The 17,623-nt window shown below is 53.8% G+C and carries 11 protein-coding genes; 6 read left to right on the top strand and 5 right to left on the bottom strand.

Translation table 11 applies throughout. The features are described from left to right. Nucleotides 1-55 precede the first annotated feature (55 nt). The 3 genes from msrA to CODIS_RS11440 all read left to right on the top strand — a co-directional run bounded on the left by msrA (nt 56) and on the right by CODIS_RS11440 (nt 11,922). Nucleotides 56-691 carry a peptide-methionine (S)-S-oxide reductase MsrA gene (gene msrA / locus CODIS_RS11450; RefSeq protein WP_069124946.1) on the top strand — a complete coding sequence of 212 codons (636 nt, stop codon included), beginning with the start codon at nt 56-58 and terminating at the stop codon, nt 689-691. A gap of 506 nt (nt 692-1,197) precedes the next feature. Continuing rightward, nucleotides 1,198-11,634: a putative Ig domain-containing protein gene (locus CODIS_RS20960; protein WP_069124945.1), complete on the top strand. Its 10,437-nt coding sequence runs from the start codon at nt 1,198-1,200 to the stop codon at nt 11,632-11,634. 3 nt (nt 11,635-11,637) lie between these two features. After that, entirely contained in the window at nt 11,638-11,922 is a 285-nt protein-coding gene (locus tag CODIS_RS11440) for a DUF6959 family protein (protein WP_069124944.1), read from the top strand. A 344-nt stretch (nt 11,923-12,266) separates the two neighbouring features. Here CODIS_RS11440 and CODIS_RS11435 read toward each other — a convergent pair whose 3' ends face one another. Next, nucleotides 12,267-13,256 (bottom strand): transposase, encoded by a 990-nt coding sequence (locus CODIS_RS11435; protein ID WP_069124943.1) that lies wholly within the window; start codon nt 13,254-13,256, stop codon nt 12,267-12,269. 34 nt (nt 13,257-13,290) lie between these two features. Here CODIS_RS11435 and CODIS_RS11430 point away from each other — a divergent pair, with 34 nt between their 5' ends. Further along, nucleotides 13,291-13,779 (top strand): SMI1/KNR4 family protein, encoded by a 489-nt coding sequence (locus CODIS_RS11430; protein ID WP_083220711.1) that lies wholly within the window; start codon nt 13,291-13,293, stop codon nt 13,777-13,779. 67 nt (nt 13,780-13,846) lie between these two features. On the opposite strand, the gene CODIS_RS11425 is transcribed toward CODIS_RS11430, so the two are convergent. The 4 genes from CODIS_RS11425 to CODIS_RS11410 form a co-directional block, all read right to left on the bottom strand. Further along, nucleotides 13,847-14,032, bottom strand: a complete 186-nt coding sequence (locus CODIS_RS11425) for a hypothetical protein (RefSeq protein ID WP_069124941.1) — start codon at nt 14,030-14,032, stop codon at nt 13,847-13,849. A 346-nt stretch (nt 14,033-14,378) separates the two neighbouring features. Beyond that, nucleotides 14,379-15,038, bottom strand: a complete 660-nt coding sequence (locus tag CODIS_RS11420) for a dienelactone hydrolase family protein (protein ID WP_069124940.1) — start codon at nt 15,036-15,038, stop codon at nt 14,379-14,381. Nucleotides 15,039-15,042: 4 nt separating this feature from the next. Then, nucleotides 15,043-15,507 carry an OsmC family protein gene (locus tag CODIS_RS11415; RefSeq protein WP_069124939.1) on the bottom strand — a complete coding sequence of 155 codons (465 nt, stop codon included), beginning with the start codon at nt 15,505-15,507 and terminating at the stop codon, nt 15,043-15,045. A gap of 27 nt (nt 15,508-15,534) precedes the next feature. Then, complete coding sequence (locus CODIS_RS11410; protein ID WP_235615200.1) at nt 15,535-16,185, bottom strand: uracil-DNA glycosylase family protein; 651 nt, start codon at nt 16,183-16,185, stop codon at nt 15,535-15,537. A gap of 201 nt (nt 16,186-16,386) precedes the next feature. On the opposite strand from CODIS_RS11410, the gene CODIS_RS11405 reads away from it, so the two are divergent. Next, the gene (locus CODIS_RS11405; protein ID WP_069124938.1) at nt 16,387-16,596 is read left to right on the top strand and encodes a hypothetical protein; all 210 of its coding nucleotides are present in this window, start codon (nt 16,387-16,389) and stop codon (nt 16,594-16,596) included. A 30-nt stretch (nt 16,597-16,626) separates the two neighbouring features. Then, nucleotides 16,627-17,622: a zinc-dependent alcohol dehydrogenase family protein gene (locus tag CODIS_RS11400; RefSeq protein ID WP_069124937.1), complete on the top strand. Its 996-nt coding sequence runs from the start codon at nt 16,627-16,629 to the stop codon at nt 17,620-17,622. Nucleotide 17,623: the final 1 nt, after the last annotated feature.

Genomic DNA, 17,623 nt, shown 5'->3' with positions numbered 1-17,623 from the left:
TTGGATCTGGGTTTAAAGAGGCTATATTCAGCACAAACCGCCACAGGAGAAGCCCATGTTCGGAGTTGGCCGCAAAACCAGGATGCCGCAACAGGATGAGGCGCTGTCCGGTCGAATGACCCCGATTCAGCCCGGTGAAAGCCACTATGTCAATGGACATACGATGGTGGGGCCTTTTCCCGATCAGTACCATTTCGCAATGTTCGGCATGGGCTGTTTCTGGGGTGCCGAACGACGCTATTGGGAACTGCCTGGGGTCTATTCGACAGCGGTGGGGTACGCTGGGGGTTTCACGCCCAATCCAACCTATGAAGAGGTCTGTACCGGTATGACGGGCCATAACGAGGTCGTAAGAGTTGTCTTCGATCCGGCAGCGATCAATTACCAGTCACTGCTGGAAGCCTTCTGGGAGGGGCACAATCCCACCCAGGGCATGCGCCAGGGGAATGATGTGGGGACCCAGTATAGATCGGGTATCTATACCTTCGACGATCAGCAGCAATCCATGGCCGAAGACTCCCGCGACCACTATCAGCTTGCCCTGCAGCAGGTGACCTCCGCACCGGTGACTACGGAGATACTGCCCGCGCCCACCTTCTACTTTGCCGAAGCCTATCATCAGCAATATCTGGCCAAGAACCCGGCAGGATACTGTGGGCTCGGGGGAACCGGTGTCTGCTACCCGAGCTGAGTCGTCAGTCTGACGTCAGTATTTAAATTACTTGATAGTTTCATTGGGTAAGATATCCTGAGTCGGTCCGATGAATACTCGGACTGATGCAGTTCTTTAACTGCAAAATAGGATATCGGTTATTTTACAGGCCGTTTTTTTGCGGATTATGAATGAGCTGTACAGCTTACTGATAGTCAAGCGGCACGACCACGGATGTTTATAATGGAAAGATGTTGTACGGATCCTACCCTTCAAGGCAGCCCGAACCATTCGCTGCTCTCATTACAGCTTCGAACGCTCCTCGATAGATATCGAATAAACAATCCCCAGTTAATAAATTGGAATTCGGGTAAATCTCCACGCTCTGTTGGTGGATTGTACCCGAGTTCAACGGTATGGAATAAGTTAACACCAATAAGGACTTGATGTTGATGTCAAGCCGGCTTCGGTTTGCTCAATAGAGTAAGCAATACCCAAGAGTGACCGGATAAAAGGACTACCAGGAGTAGTTTCGGAGAAAGGATATGTCTTCTAGCAAATATCTTCAGCGACTCACAGCGTTCATCTTTGCTCTGCCGGTCATGTTTAACATAGCCTGTGCGGAACCGATCGTGACAGACGGCAGCGATTACTGCCTGACCGACTTCAACGCCAACGCATCGGTAAGCGAGGTGCAACTGCGTTGGGTCTACTCCGGGGCGCCGCAATATAACGTTTATCGAAGTATCGATGATGGCGTCAGTTATCAATCGATCGTACAGATAACATCCTCCGATACGCACTATCTGGATTCGGGTCTGATCTCCGGGGCCAGTTACAGATATGCCGTGAAAGAGGTGAACTCGAACGGGGTGGAGGTCTGTCAGTCACCGGTTGTGCATGTGACGCCCAAAGAGCGAAGCGACAATAAACCTCCTGTCTTCACCAGTACGCCGCTACTGACAGCGGAAGTGGGTGTGGTCTATCACTACGATGTGGATGCGATAGACAGACAAGGCGATCCGGTTCGCTATTCACTGAAATCCTTCCCTGCCGGCATGAGTATCGACAGTGAGAGCGGTCTCATAACCTGGACACCTCCTCAAACGGGTGAATACAAGGTCACTGTGCGTGCCGTGGATGATGCGGGCCTATACGATCAGCAGACCTATATGCTGAACGTGTCTGAGGCATCGACTATAAATCAAGCGCCGCAAATCGTCTCCACGCCCGTGACCAGCGCTATGGAAAACCAAGCTTATCAATACGACGTCGATGCCACCGATCCGAATGCGGGCGATGTTATTACCTACGCATTAGTGACGGCGCCGGCCGGCATGGTCATTGATGCGACTAACGGATTGATTACCTGGGTTCCAGGGCAGGTCGATATCGGTACGCATGCTGTCACGGTGGCTGCCACCGATCCGGCAGGACTGACAGACAGTCAAAGCTTTACCCTGCAAGTGCTTGACGACAATCGTCCGCCGAGTGCCTCCGATATCGCTGTGACCACCGAAGAAGATGTTGTTCTTTCCATTGTTTTGCAAGGACAGGATATCGATGGCGACAGCATAAGCTACTCCATTGTCACGCAACCGCTTAACGGACAGCTTTCCGGAGTGGCACCCAATCTGCTCTATACGCCGAACGCCGACTTTAACGGCAGTGACAGCTTCACTTATTTAACCCATGATGGATTGCTTGGTTCCCCTACTGCCACGGTTGATGTGACGGTCTCGTCAGTTAACGATGCGCCGGCAATCGCCTCCGTCCCGGTGACAAGTGGCATAGAAAACCAGGCTTATCAATACCAGGTTCAAGTCAACGATCCCGACAGCAATACGTTTAGCTATAGCTTGACCACCTCGCCTGCGGGTATGAGTATCGACGCCAATGGGCTTATCGCTTGGACCCCGGATTACGCGGCAGCAGGCGACCATCCCGTAACAGTCGCTGTACAGGACACGCTTGGCGCCAGTGGCGAGCAGTTCTTTACGCTTACCATTGCCGATACCAACCGCGCACCGGTGTTAGAACCTCTAAGCGATATCACCCTCGATGCCGACACCACGCTGACCCTTACCCTCAACGCCAGTGATGCCGATGGGGATGAGCTGACCTACCAGGTGGAAGGATTGCCTGCCTTCGCCCATCACCAGGATACTTCAATTGACATTACCCCCGGTGGAAATAATCTCGGAACCCACGGCCCGGTTGTCGTTACCGTCAGTGACGGCGTCGACAGTCAGACGCTCAGTTTCACTATCACAGTGGTTCAAGGCAACCGGGCACCGGTAATTACCTCGGCTCCTACGGCTTTTGTAATTGAGGGCGATGAGTGGCGCTATACCCTGGTAGCCGATGACCCGGACGGCGACAGCCTGAACTATGCCATGATCCAGGCGCCGAGTGGGGCCGCGCTCAATCCGGCGACGGGGCTGATCACTTGGCCCACCGCGGGTGTTGTCCTGGGTAATTACGATTTCCTGTTTAACGTAGTGGACGGTAATGGGGGAGTGGCGGAGCAGGCTGTCTCAATACAAGTCATGCCGGCGGAGCGTGCGCTGAGCCATGTAGGCACCGAGTTTTGGATACCGGTATCGCACAATATGACGACGATTGCCGGGGGCACCTTTGATATCAACCTAGTTTCAGAAGGAACAGACACAGAGGCGACAATTGAGATAGCGGCGTTGGGTGTGGTTGAAAGCCTTTCGCTGACAGCTGGCCAGATGGCGACCTACAGTATCAACCTGGATGATTTTGCCGCAACGGAAGGCTTCACCCTGAACGCGTTGCTGGATAATTACGCCATTCACATCACTGCGGCGACACCAGTTGCTGCCTATTTCATGAGCCAAAAGGTCGATACGACGGATGGTTTTCTGGGGCTCCCCGTCGCCAGTCTGGGCCGGGAATACATCACCGCGACTGCTATCATGCTGGGCAAGATAGGCATTATGGCCACTGTGGACGCCGGACAACCGGGGCCGATCACTACCCTGGTGGCCACCGAGGATAATACTCGGGTCACCATCGATCCGATCATGGATATCTTTACCGGCGGTCAGGGACAGATCGAGGCAGGCACCCCGATCGAACTCACCATGAACCGGGGTGATGTCTACAACCTGGAGACCCGCGGCTCCTTCAAGGCCGATCTGACCGGCAGCACCATCCGGGCGGACAAGCCCATCGGTGTGTTTGGACAGATGGACTGTGTCGTGATTCCTGTTGGCTATACCGCCTGCGACCACATCGTCGAGCAACTCCCGCCCGTTGAAAGCCTGGCGATGGAATACTATACCGCCCCGTTTTGGGGACGCACGGAGAACGGCCGCTTCTGGCATGTAGAGTACGGCGATACCTTCCGCGCCGTGGCGCCCTACGATAATACCGCCGTCTATATCGACGGTGTACTCAGGGCGCGCCTGAACGAGGGCGAGTATTTCGAATTCAGGTCGTTCAACCCGCAACAGGTCAAGGCCAGCCACCCGATCCTGCTGGTGCAATATGCCAACAGCAACAGCTTCGACGAAGGTTACCGTGAATTGGAAGCGGATTTCACCGATCCCTTCATGGTGGTCGTGCCCCCCGCCGAGCAGTTCCTGACGCAATACACCATCAATACGCCCGCAAGGAGTCTGGCCTACAATTTTATCAATCTGCTGGCACCCACAGCCGCCCTCTCCACACTGACCCTCGACGGTCAAAGTGTCGATCCGGTTCTGTTTAGTGAAATCCCGAACAGTCCCTATTCCTACAGCCAGTTGCCTATCACACCAGGTTCGCATCACATCGAGGCGCAGGAACCCTTCGGCGCTTATGTGTATGGCTACGACTCCTTCGAATCCTACGGCTACCTGGGGGGCATGGCTCTCAGTGTGGGCCACACGGTAGCTTCTTTGTCGCTATCCGGAGATGCCGCACAAACGCTGGATAATGAATGGTGTGGTGAAGCAACCGCCCTGAATGCGCAGGGCGTACCAGTCAACGGCGCACGTATCCGCTTTAACCTGGCCGGGGCGACGAATCGTGATGCTTACCGCTTTGCTGATGCCCATGGCATTGTCCGCTACTGCTACAGTGGCGACAAATCAGGTATCGATACAGTTACCGCAAGCGTCAATCAATTGAGCCAGTCCGTCACCGTCGAATGGTCGATCGGCACGCAAAACCGGCCGCCGGTCGTGATGTCGCTCCCCGACCTGGAGGTCGTGGCAGGCGAGAGCTTCACCTATGATCTGCTGGCGGAGGACCCGGAAGGCGAGGCGTTGGTCTACACCCTGGTCGAGGGACCGGCCGGCATGACTCTCGACGGATCGGGTCATGTTGCCTGGCCCCAGGCCCAATTCGATTTGAGCAAATACAAACGGGAACAGGTGGTCCTGAGCGTCACCGACCCACAGGGCCTGGAGACTGTACAACGTTTCGAACTCCGAGAGTATGTGCCCTTCAACACCCCACCGGTGTTTGGCGAGGCGGACATCAGCCTGAGCGCGACCCTGGGCGTGCCTTATGTCTACAATCAGGACTATCTACAGAGCAATCTGTTGTACCTCAAATATCAAATGCTGGTCACTGATGCCGATCAAGATGCAGCGTTTGTGGATATCCTGACGGGCCCCGATGAGGCCTATGTCCAACGCATTCAATCTTGGTATACGAGCATTACCCGGGAAAATGATCGGCGCAGTCGGGTAGGTGCAACACATTATCTTCGCTGGATTCCCCAGCAGGTGGGTGAACAGTCGTTCGAACTGGGCCTGCGCGACGCCCGTGGGGGTACGGCGGAGAGTCGCGCCTTCACTGTCAATGTGTCGCCCAACCTACCGCCGCAAATCGTAGACTTCAATCCATCAAGCATTGCGTCAATGGGATATCAGTATTCGTACATATTAAATGTTGAAAACGATGTTCCTCCTCACGCCTATGCCAATCTGGATGATCTAAAGGTTGTTTTTGAACAAGCGCCAGCGGGTATGCGGTATGACTTGGTAATGGCCAATGGTACCCAGAAGTTACACATTTATTGGACACCAAACAATCATCAGTTGGGAACCCATACCGTTCGCTTGCATGTCGAAGATCGACTGAATAGTAGCACCACAGAGGAATTCACTATCAATGTGGTGGATGATAACCTACCACCGGTTTTAACTCCGGGTGGTATGCCCAATGCCGAAGTGTCAATTCCCTATGAATATCAAATTAATGCATCGGATCCTGATGGCGACTCACTGACATATAGCTTGGCAGTCGCCCCGGATGGTATGACGGTTAATGAAAACACGGGGATGATCAACTGGGTTCCAACTGATCGATATAATAACACCAATGCATGGGTGAGTTATGTTGTCACGGATGCGCAGGGTTTGACCGCTGAAAAAAGAAATCTGGTCAGAATCGATGCGTTCACTAACCGTCCCCCTGAATTCATCCCCGCTTACCGGCCGAACTATGCAAAAGTAGGCAGGGAGTATACGCATCAGCCTCAGGCAATCGACCGTGAAGGCGATTATCCCATTACGTATCGCTTAGGCTCATATTCACCTGAGCCGATTATCGATTCAGAAAATGGGACCATTAGCTGGACACCTACAACCGAAGGCAGTTTCTGGATAACGGTTGCAGCAACGGACAGTCTGGGTAACTTTGCTTCTAACAGGCGAATAACATGGTATGTAGAAGTGGTGCCCGCTACCATCCCATTGGATGTCGACCTGCTCTTCACCCCAGCCGAGCCGATCGATCTCGGTGAATCCGTTACGCTCAATGTGATCCCCCGGAATATGTCGACCACCCCGCAGGTATCGCTAAACGTGGATGGCGCGCCGGCCGATCTCGACGCCCTGCTGGCGTCCACCATTACCCCCGACCGGGTTGGGCGGATCCCCGTCACGGTCACCGTCAGTGATGGCTACGAAACCGTGGAACGCACCACCTATGTCGTGGTCCGGGATCCGAACGATACGACGCCGCCCGTGGTGGAGCTCGTCTCCCCGGCCACGGCGACCACGATCACCTCCCTCACCGACATCATCGGCACCGCCCAAGACGACAACCTGGCCGAAGTCTGGCTGGCCTACAAACGCGCCGATCAGAACGACGCCGAATATATCGACCTCTACCGGGGCAGCCGAAGCTTCGACAACGAGATCATCGCCAACCTCGACCCCAGTCTGCTGGTCAACGGTATCTATCACATTCTGCTGCAGGCTACCGACAGCAACAATAACGTGATGGGTCGGCGGGCCTCGGTCTTCGTCGACGGCGACCGCAAAGTCGGTCACTTCAGCTTCACTGTGGAAGATCTCGAACTCTCCCTGGTCGGCATCCCGATCACGGTTTCGCGCACCTACGACAGCCGCCGCCGCACCGAGGCCCTTGATTTCGGTTACGGCTGGACGATCGATTACCAGAATGTCCGGCTCGAAGAGAGCCAGGAGCCGACCCAGGGTTGGCAACAGGTGATCAGTCAGAACGAAACATTCCAGTCGGGTACGGGCCTGGTCAACACCAATGCCATCTGCATCTACCCGATATCGGAAAAGACCGTCTCGATCACCCTGCCCAACAACGACATCGAAAAATTCCGTGTCGTGGCCCGGCCGTCAAACGGTCTGGAAGGGGCGGTCAGCGATCCCAACTGCTACATGTCGACTGATCGTACCTACGATCTCTTCTTCGAGGCGATCGACGGTACCCAATCGACCCTGGAGACCGCCGATGCCCAGTCCCTCTACCTCTCGGATCTGGACAACGGCTATCTGGCCACGGCCGGCGACGGCCAGGCCCAACCGGTCACCCGCTACACGCTGACCACCCGCGCCGGCTATGTCTACCAGCTCAACCAGGACTTCGGGGTTGAGCGGATCACCGATCCCAATGGCCAGACCCTGACCTACAGCGACATGGGCATCAGCCACTCCGCCGGTCCGTCCGTCACCTTCACCCGTGACGGCAACGGCCGGATCACCGGCGTCACCGACCCGGCGGGGCGGAGTCTGGTCTACGCCTACCGATATACCGGTGATCTGATCTCGGTCACCGACCGCAACAACGCGGTCACCACCTACACCTACACCTACAACAACAGCCACGGCCTGATCGATACCCTCGACCCCCTGGGCCGTCGGCTGATCCGCAATATCTACGACACCGACGGCCGTCTCATCGCCCAGGAAGACAGCGACGGTAACCGTACAAGCTTCAACCATGACCTGGGCGCCAACCAGTCGGTGGTCACCAACCGCCGGGGTTATGCGACTCAGTACGGCTACGACGCACGGGGTAACGTCACTACTCAGGTGGATGCCCTGAACAACGTTACCACCTATACTTTTGACGCCCGCGACAACCAGCTCAGCCAAACCGACGCCCTGGGCCAGGTCAGCAGTGCGACCTTTAACGCAGACGACGATCAACTGACCCAGACCGATCCCCTGGGTAATACCATCAGCTACGCCTACAATGCACGCGGTCAGGAAACCACTATCACCGACGCTAGTGGCGATGTGTTCACCAACACCTATGACGCCGTTGGCAACCTGACCGGCATCGAAGACCCCCTGGGTAACACCGCCGGCAACACCCTCAACAGCCTCGGCCAGGTCACCAGCACCACCGATGCCCTGGGTAATGTGACGAGCTATACCTACGACGGCAACGGCTACAAAGCGACCGAAACCGATGCCCTGGGGGCGGTGACCAGCTACACTCGCGACGCCAACGGCAACGTGCTCACCGAGACCCGCAGCCGCACCCTGGCCGACAACAGCCAGGTCAGCGAGACCACCGCCTACGAGTACGACGCCCTCGACCGGGTAATCCGTACCACCGATGCCTTGGGTAACGTGACGCACAGCGAGTACGACCTGGCGGGCAACCAAGTCGCCACTGTCGACGTCCTGGGCCGGCGCACCGAAATGATTTACGACGCCTACGGCCGTCTGACGGAGACCCGCTACCCCGACACTACCACTGAAACCAAAACCTACGACCCGGAAGGCAGCCTGCTCACCGAGACCGACCGCCTGGGCCGCACCACCAGCTACGCCTACGACGCCCTCGATCGCCGGATCCAGGTCACCACCCCCGACGGCGTCACCGTCCAAACCGAATACGACGCCGTGGGCCGGGTCAGCGCCGAGATCGACGAACGGGGCAATCGCACCGAATACGCCTATGACGCCGCTGGGCGGCGCATCAGTGCTACCGACGCCCAGGGTAACGAGCACCGCTTCGAATACGACGCCGACGGCAACCTCATAGCCGAAATCGACGCCCTGAACCGACGTACGGATTACGTCTACAACGCCCTGGATCAGCGCATCTCGGTGATCCATGACGACAATAGCAACCGAAACGAGACCTACGATGCCCTCTCGCGGCGCACCGTCCAAACCGATGAGGCGGGCATCGAGACCAGCTACGCCTACGACGCCCTGGGTCGTCTTATCCTGGTTACCGACGCCCTGGGCGGCCAGACCACCTACAGCTACGACGAGGCAGGCAACAAACTGACCCAGACCGACGCCGCAGGCCGCACTACCCATTGGGATTACGATGCCCTGGGCAGGGTCACGGCCCGTGAACTGCCCCTGGGTCAGCGCGAGAGCTTCGCCTACGACGCCAACGGCAACCTGATCAGCCATGTGGACTTCAACGGCCAGAGCACGAGCCACCAGTACGACAGCGACAACCGCCTGGTCCAGAGCGACTATGCCGACGGGCGGATCGAGCAGTTCAGTTATGATGCGGTGGGTAATCGCGCCCAAGTCCTGGTTACCCTCCCAGGCGGCACAACCGAAATCACCACCTACGCCTACGACGCTCGGGACCGCCTCATCAGCGAGACCCAGCCCGACGGTGTCACCCTCGCGTACCAGTACGACGCGGCGGGCAACCGTACCCGGGTAACGCTCACCCGAGGCGGTACGGTGACAACCACCGGCTACGGCTACGACAGCCTCAACCGGCTGCAGAGCGTCACCGACGCTGCGGGCATCACCAGCTACGGCTACGACGCCGTGGGCAACCGCACCAGCGTCAGCTATCCCAACGGCAGCAGCGAGGTCTATGTCTACGACAGCCTCAACCGCCTGACCCGCAAGGAGACCTACGACGGCGCCAGCACCCTGATCCGGGCCTACGACTACACCTTGCATGCCACCGGCAGACGCATCGGGATCGACGAGCAGAGCGGCAGAAGCACTGCCTATGGGTATGACGATCTCTACCGGTTGACCAGCGAAAGCATCACCGATAGCCAAAACGGCAATTACAGCGCCAGCTACCAATACGATGGGGTGGGCAATCGCATCTACAGCACGATCGATGGGGTGCAGACCGCCTACACTTATGATGCCAATGATCGACTGACCCAGCAGGGGGGAACGAGTTATACCTACGACAACAACGGCAACACCCTGAGTGAAACGCTGGATACCGACACCACTACCTACAGCTACAATGCGAAGAACGAGCTGATCAGTGTGGAGCTGGGTGGGATAACGACTCAATACCGCTACAACCCCAACGGCATCCGCACCAGCAAGACCGAGAGCGGGGTCACCACCCGCTACATCGTGGACGAGAACCGGGATTACGCCCAGGTGCTGATCGAGGACGACGGCGCGAGCCAGGTGAGCTACACTTACGGGGACGACCTGATCAGCCAGGATCGTAGTGGAGAAATCCACTACTACCACTACGACGGGCTGGGCAGTACACGCTCTTTAACAGACAGCCAGGGTATCCTTGCGAACACCTATGATTATGAGGCGTTTGGGGAGGTGCTTAATCAGATAGGTGCTGTTGAAAACGGCTATCTGTATGCTGGAGAGCAGTTCGACCCGACATTAGATCAGTATTACCTACGCGCAAGATACTACGATCCAAGCCAAGGACGCTTTACCCAGCAAGATACCTGGATGGGAAGAAATCACGATCCCATCACCCTGCATAAATATCTCTATGCCCATGCCGATCCGGGGAACCTGATCGATCCATCGGGCAACTTTAGTATCGGTGGCATGATATCGGCGATTAATGTCATGGGGACATTATCGACGATTGCCACGACTACGTATGACGTATTCACTTTGTCAACAGATGGTGACGGTTTAACTTCAAGAGAAGCGGGAACTTTGCTTCTTGCATCTTTATCACTGCGTGTTCTTAAACTGACGAAAGCTAAAGGTTTCAGTAAATCCAAAGGAAGCAAGAAGAATAATAGATGTAAAAAGAAAAACAGTTTTTCTGAAGGGACTTTGGTCGATACCCCAGATGGAAAGGTTGCAATAGAAAATATTGAGATTGGCGACTTAGTACTCGCGTATGATGAATTAAATGAAGAACTAGTCTACAGAGAAATTATTCACCTTATTCAAGGTGAAAAAGCGCTATATCTCGAGATCCAATTCAATTCAGGTGATGTAATAAACGCGACGCCGGAACACCCATTCTATGTTTCTGGGCAATGGGTCCACGCCAAAGATTTGATAGTAGGTGATAAAGTAAAAAATGCCGAGCAACAAATTGTAATTACTGGCATAAAACCTATTTCTAACGTAGTTAAAACATATAACCTGACAGTAGCAAGTGCTCATAATTATCATATTGGTAATTCTAGTGTCCTGGTTAAGAATTGCTCCCCTGAGTACGGAGGAGGTGCATTGCCGGGTAGTTTATCTGTAGGTGTGGAAAGGGTCATTCAAGGGTTTGTTAACGTAACCGGTGTTGGGATAACTGTAGTAGGTAGCCAAGCATATACTGGCGGTTATGCTCATGGATCGGATTGGGACTTTATCGTTGATGGACCTCTAAATCATAAACTTAGAAAGAAAATCAGAAGGTTTTTGCCGAGAGGCCCTGTTGGTACTGGTGAACATGCGAGAACAGGACAAGATATTTTCTCTAGAGCTGAAAATCCACTTGATAAGCGTCGTCCTTATATTAAGTTTACGCCGGAGTAAAATATGTCTGAAAAAGCAGATACGTTTTTGTTTCCTGATGGGCAGCGATCTAATGTAGTTAAGTTACCTTGGAGAAAGTTTCCGGCTATTGCTATCCAAGGTGATACATGGAGTATTTATCTATCTAATCTTAGAAGGTCGTTGTCATTGGCGCAAAAGATGGGAGATGAAGTTCTTATTGATGAGTTGGAATATTTGGTAGAATGTTTTGAGTCTCAACAAGAAAATTACGAAAGTATTCTTAAAGAAAATGGCTACAGTCTGCCATATGAAAATAGCGTGAAATAATCCGGGATAAAAGCCGGGGCACTCGTTAAATGATCCCTAAAAAAGCCCCACTCATCCCAGAGCGGGGCTTTTGTTTTTTAAGCTCTGTGGTTATGGCTGGAGCAATTGACAAGAGAGCAATTGACAAGACACCCATTGCTAAATAGCCTTCCTTCTGACGGGTAAAGAAAGAAGATGGTCATTCCATCTAGTCAGAATTAACGGCGATATATAATGTGATTAAGCGAATAATTGATAGATTTACGGGTTTGACCAGGTGTTTGCTGGGTGATTACACAGAATCAGGCACAACAACCCCTCAGCCTGCACTGATCTCTTTTCTATTTACTGTTTGAAAGAATAGGCTAGCTGAGTAACCGCAACACTGGATTCGGCGTTCTTCGAAACTCAAGTTTACGACAGACCGCTTTAAGTGCATGACTTGCTCCCACCAGCCCCTTAAAGCGACTTTCAAAATGCTGCGTCATGTAGAGCCAATGCTTGGGATCGACCTGTAATCGTTCAAGAACAGGAGGTTGATGATCAGGTATGTAGCCGCGTTTGTTTTCCAGGATAGCGCGCCCCGTCCAATCGACGAGCTCAAGATAGTCTTTGAGGCGAAAGGGTAGTCCCTTAGGCATATTTTTTCGCAGGTAGCCGGCAAACGGTAGCAGACCATTGGGAGTGTTGGATTCTTTGGCCCTACCAGAGTTCTTTTTGAAAAAATAGGATCGCTCTTTGAAGGAGGTATATTCAGACTGCTCGGGTGTCTCCGCCATTCCTGCCCGAACCGGATTGAGATCCACATAGGCCATACAAGCCGCCAGGGCCTTCTCATCCAACAGAGCCTGTGATTTATATCGCCCCTCCCAGTAGCGCCCCGTACAGCCATCCTCTTTGTTGGCTTGGCGAGCAATGGGTTCATTGACACAGCGCATAAACCAGCTGATGTCGTGAAGCCGTATACGCCATTTAATTATTAATTCAGAAACCGTATCGCGCTCTGCCTGAGTGATAGGCTCTTTACCCAGATAGCGCTGGACAATCACCGGGAGTGAAAAGAGGAGCTCCCAACGCTCGATGACCTCTTGGTCACTCCACTTGGCTGCACACCCAGAATCGACATGAAGAATAACGTGATAGTGATTCGAAAGAACGGCATAGGAACAGATATCGATGGCAAAGATATCGGCCAGCAATTTCATGCGGTCGATGATCCACTGGCGTCGATGTTCATAGCTTTTGCCGGTATGAGCGTCCACACCGCAGAGAAAGGCGCGGCGCACACAGCGCGACACGCAGTGGTAATAGGGTGTCTCTTCCAGAAGCACCAGGGCTTTCCTTGGTTTGGGCATCGTATCACTCCTTGATAGCTGATGATGAGTAGAGATTGCCAGACTTAAACTATTTTGGCAAATTATCGATGGGTGTCCGGTTTATTTTGCAGAGAAAAAAGAAATAACAGGTTGCGTTGAATCTGAAATCAAAAGAATTGAAGAAACTGCTGGGTATCAGTTGCCATTGGAGTATAAAAAATTTTTGAAAAACTTGGGGAAATCAAGTGGAACATTTCTCCAGGGAACAGATATTTTTTTTGATAGCATTCTAGAGATACAAGAATGGGCTGTCGAATTGCTAGAAGAAGAAGGTAAAAGCAGTCTATTGCCAAAAAATGCATTTATCATTTTTATGCATCAGGGTTATGAATTTGGATATTTTTTGCTGGGGGAGAGTGAAGATCCTCAAGTATATTTTTATTCGGAGGGTATGAACTATCCAGAAGCAAGATGGGAATCAGTCAGTTATTTTTTTGAGAACGCGCTAGCAGGAGAGATGCAAGTACGCCAAGAATACGAAATAAATCGGGACAGCCATTAAATGCCTCCCTCGAAAATAAAGCCTCGCTCATTACCGAACGGGGCTTTTGCTTTTTTAAGCGCCGTGTTTATGGCTGAGGTTGCCTCAATGCCCTGAGCGCTTCAAGTTCCCCGTCGAGTGTGTTGACCCATTCATCGGCGAGGTATAGTCCGATCCCGGCAAGATGATAGGGGTTGGTCTGTTGATCGCAGGCGTCCCGAATCAAGATTGACAGATTGACAAGACATCCATCACAGATTGACAAGACACTCATTGCTAAATAGCCTTCCTTCTGACGGGTAAAGATACAAGAAGGTCATGCCATCCAGTCAGAAATAACAGCGATATATCGTGCGATTATGTGAATAATCGAAAGATTCAAGGAATTGATATAGGCTCAATATGGGGGATAACACAGAATCAGGCACAACAACCCCTCAGCCTGCACTGATCTCTTTTCTATTTACTGTTTGAAAGAATAGGCTAGCTGAGTAACCGCACCACTGCACCCAGATTCGGCGTTCTTCGAAACTCTAGTTTGCGGCAGACCGCTCTGGATTTCCTTCAGTTCGGTGGGAACCCGTTCGATTAATGCCATTTGATCCTCATAAGCCTACAGGCTAGCCTAAATACCGTTGCAGAAAATCGACGATACACGCCCAGGATGCCTTATCAGCCGCCTCGTCATAGCGCGGGCTGGTGGGATTGGTGAAGCCATGGGCGGCATCGAATCCGACCGATTCGGTCTGCTTACCCGCCGCCTTCATTGCCGTCTCGAAGGCCTCCTGTTTTTCCGGCCAATTGCGTTCTTGCCGGGCATAGATGGCCAATACTGGTCCAGACAATTTTTTCAGGCGCTCCACTTCGGTTTCCATGCGGCAGTAAGCAACGATTGTGGCACTGACTTTGTCCGCTTGCAGCAGGCTCGCCCGCATCGACTCCTTGCCGCCAAAGGAGCAGCCGAAGGAGGCGACGCGCCTACCGGTTGTATGCAGAAAGTCGATGGCGGTCAGCAATTTTCGATCGGCGCGCTGTTGATCGATATTGCGCATCATCTCCGCAGCCAACTCCGGATCATCGGTCGTGCGGCCGTCGTAGAGGTCGACCACCAGCGCCAGGTGGCCGATGTCGGCTAATCTGTCGGCCCACAGCCGGTTATGGGGCATGACTCCCCACCACTCATGTAAAATCATCACGGCAGATGCTGCCGCCTTATCGCCGGTGAGGTAGGCGCTGAAAGGTTCATCCTGCGATGTCTTCAGTGTGATTTTCCGGCCCATGGCGTCATTCCGCTTTGTGCAGAAGGTCTCCGGCGCTGTTCACCACTTCGACCCCGACCGGTATACCTTCGCGAATACTGGCAGTGACCACACAGAAGTCTTCGAAAAGGGTCATGCAGCGATCGAGTTTCCTGGAGGCCAGCAGTTCGTCACCCGCGGTGATACTTACATCCAGTCGTCCCACGCGTAGTCTTTTTTTCTCATTTCTTATCATGGTACAGGTGACTTCGGTGTGGACGTTTCTTGCCGGTACATCCTCCTTGGCAAGACAGAACATCAGGCTGGCGCTGAGGCAATTGGCAGCCGCCGCCGCCAACATGCGCGAGGCATTGGGCCCGTTGCGTTCGCCCAATGGGGGAGGCTCGTCCATGATGATGTCCGGCGCCTTCTTTAAATCGAATTTCACCCTGAATGCGTAGTCATCCTCCTGTTCAAGTTGGATCGTGAACTTGCCAATCTCTTCCGACATGCTATTCCTCCTCAATATTATGTTTTTTTAACCATGCATTTGTTCAGCAGCCTTCGGCAGGTTATTCCAGGCCCTATGCCTGCCTATCAGTTCGAGCGCCTTTTGCAACAGGCTCTTGCCCGGTTCTGTTCTGTGCCATGTCGAGGCGCCAGAGGGGTGGGGCAGGGGTATCATATCGCATATCCCATTTTGCAGCTGTATGGAATGAACGTGGCCGATGACCTGTGTGAGCTTGTCCACGTCGATGAATTGTGTGATTGCCAGCTTGCCTACCGGAAGGATCAGCTGCGGGCGCAACAGCTCGAGCTCCCGATGCAACCATTGGCTACAGGCCTCGATCTCCTGTGTGTTTGGTACCCGGTCGCCACCTTTGGGGTTCTTGCCGGGGAAACAGCGGCAGACGGCAGACATGTAGACCTGCCGGCGGAACTGTTCCTCGTCAATACCCAGGCGTCCGAACCAGTTGAAAAGGGTTTTACCCGCAGTCCACGCAAATGGCCTCCCTGCCATACCCTCTTTTGTACCCGGTGCCTGGCCCACCAGAAGTACGGGTGAGGCGACAGGTTGTCCAGTCACGACCGGCCCGATCATTGCATCACAGCGACTGCATTGCTTGAGGCTCTCTTGATGTGCACGCAGCTGAAAGGCCTTATCCGGATTGGGTTTGGCATGTGTCATCGGATTCCAGGCATCGGTGAATTTGGTCGGCTATAGCTTAACACTATCTGTTGCGGATCAAGTATGTCATCCTCCATGTGACGATTATTTGGATGTTAACTGGCATCAAAACAATTATTTTGAGAAAAGGAGTGTTCCGCCAAAGGCTTGCAGATTGTCGTCGGGGGCTCCAAACTAGCCTGATGATTAGAGGGGTTTGTTATGACATCCATTCTGGGGCTTAGCCTCACGGCCCTGCTGGTGGCGGGATTCATCTGGTTTTTGCCCATCCTGCTGATTTTGCGGTCGCGAAAAACCAATGGCGCTGAGAAGCTGTTCTGGATTCTTGCGGTGGTTTTTGTCTCATGGTTTGCATGGATCCTCTATCTCTTGCTGGCCCCCTTGGGCGAGAGAAAGGGGAGTGAACACTGAGGAGATGATCTATTCATTCGGAGGTGATAGATGAAGGCAGTGGTAATGAGAGAAACCGGAGGTCCTGAGGTCCTCTCCCTTGAAGAGATCGAAACGCCGGAAATCACCTCGGCAACACAGGTGAAGGTGCGCATCGAGGCGTCGGGGGTCAATCCGGTCGACACCAAACTTCGTTCCAGAGGACTCTTTCTACCCGATGGCGTGCCGGCGGTATTGGGATGTGATGGTGCCGGGGTTGTGGTCGAGACAGGCAGCCAGGTGACTCAGTTTCGCTCTGGTGACGAAGTCTGGTACTGCGATGGCGGACTGGGTGGACTGCATGGGAATTATGCGGAATATGCCGTCATCGAAGAGTCGGTCTGTTGCAAAAAACCGGTGTCCGTCGATTTTATCCATGCCGCAGCCGCCCCCTTGGTACTGATCACCGCGTGGGAAGCGCTGTTCGGGCGCGCGCGTCTGACCGATGAAAAGACCCTGTTGGTGCATGCCGGTGCAGGTGGCGTCGGCCATGTGGCGATTCAACTGGCTAAACAGGCGGGTGCGCGTGTGCTGACCACTGTGAGTACGAAAGAGAAGCAGGCATTTGTCGCCTCCCTCGGTGCTGATGAGTCGATTTTGTACAGGGAGCACGGATTTGTGGACCAGGTGATGGCGTTAACCGGCGGTGCAGGTGCGGATGTGGTACTCGACACGGTGGGGGGGGATGTCTTCAAGGCATCGATAGACGCCACATCGCCCTACGGGGACCTGGTCACGCTGCTCGACCCGGGACCGGCGGTGGACTGGAAAGAGGCTCGAAACCGTAACCTGCGTGTCGGTTTTACCCTGATGCTGACGCCGATGCTGCGCCATCTTCCTCAAGCGAGAGCGAACCAGGTCGCTATTTTAAGTGATTGCGCGGAAATGATAGACAGCGGATCCCTGCGGATCCATGTCAGCGATTCATTACCGCTGGATCAGGCTGTAAAGGCCCATGAATTGATCGAACAGGGACGGATGCAAGGTAAGCTGGTACTGATACCCTAGG

The sequence above is a fragment of the Candidatus Thiodiazotropha endolucinida genome, from assembly GCF_001715975.1.
Lineage (GTDB): Bacteria > Pseudomonadota > Gammaproteobacteria > Chromatiales > Chromatiaceae > Thiodiazotropha > Thiodiazotropha endolucinida.
Note: the sequence above shows the minus strand (reverse complement) of the source record. Positions and strands in the feature narration are given on the sequence as shown.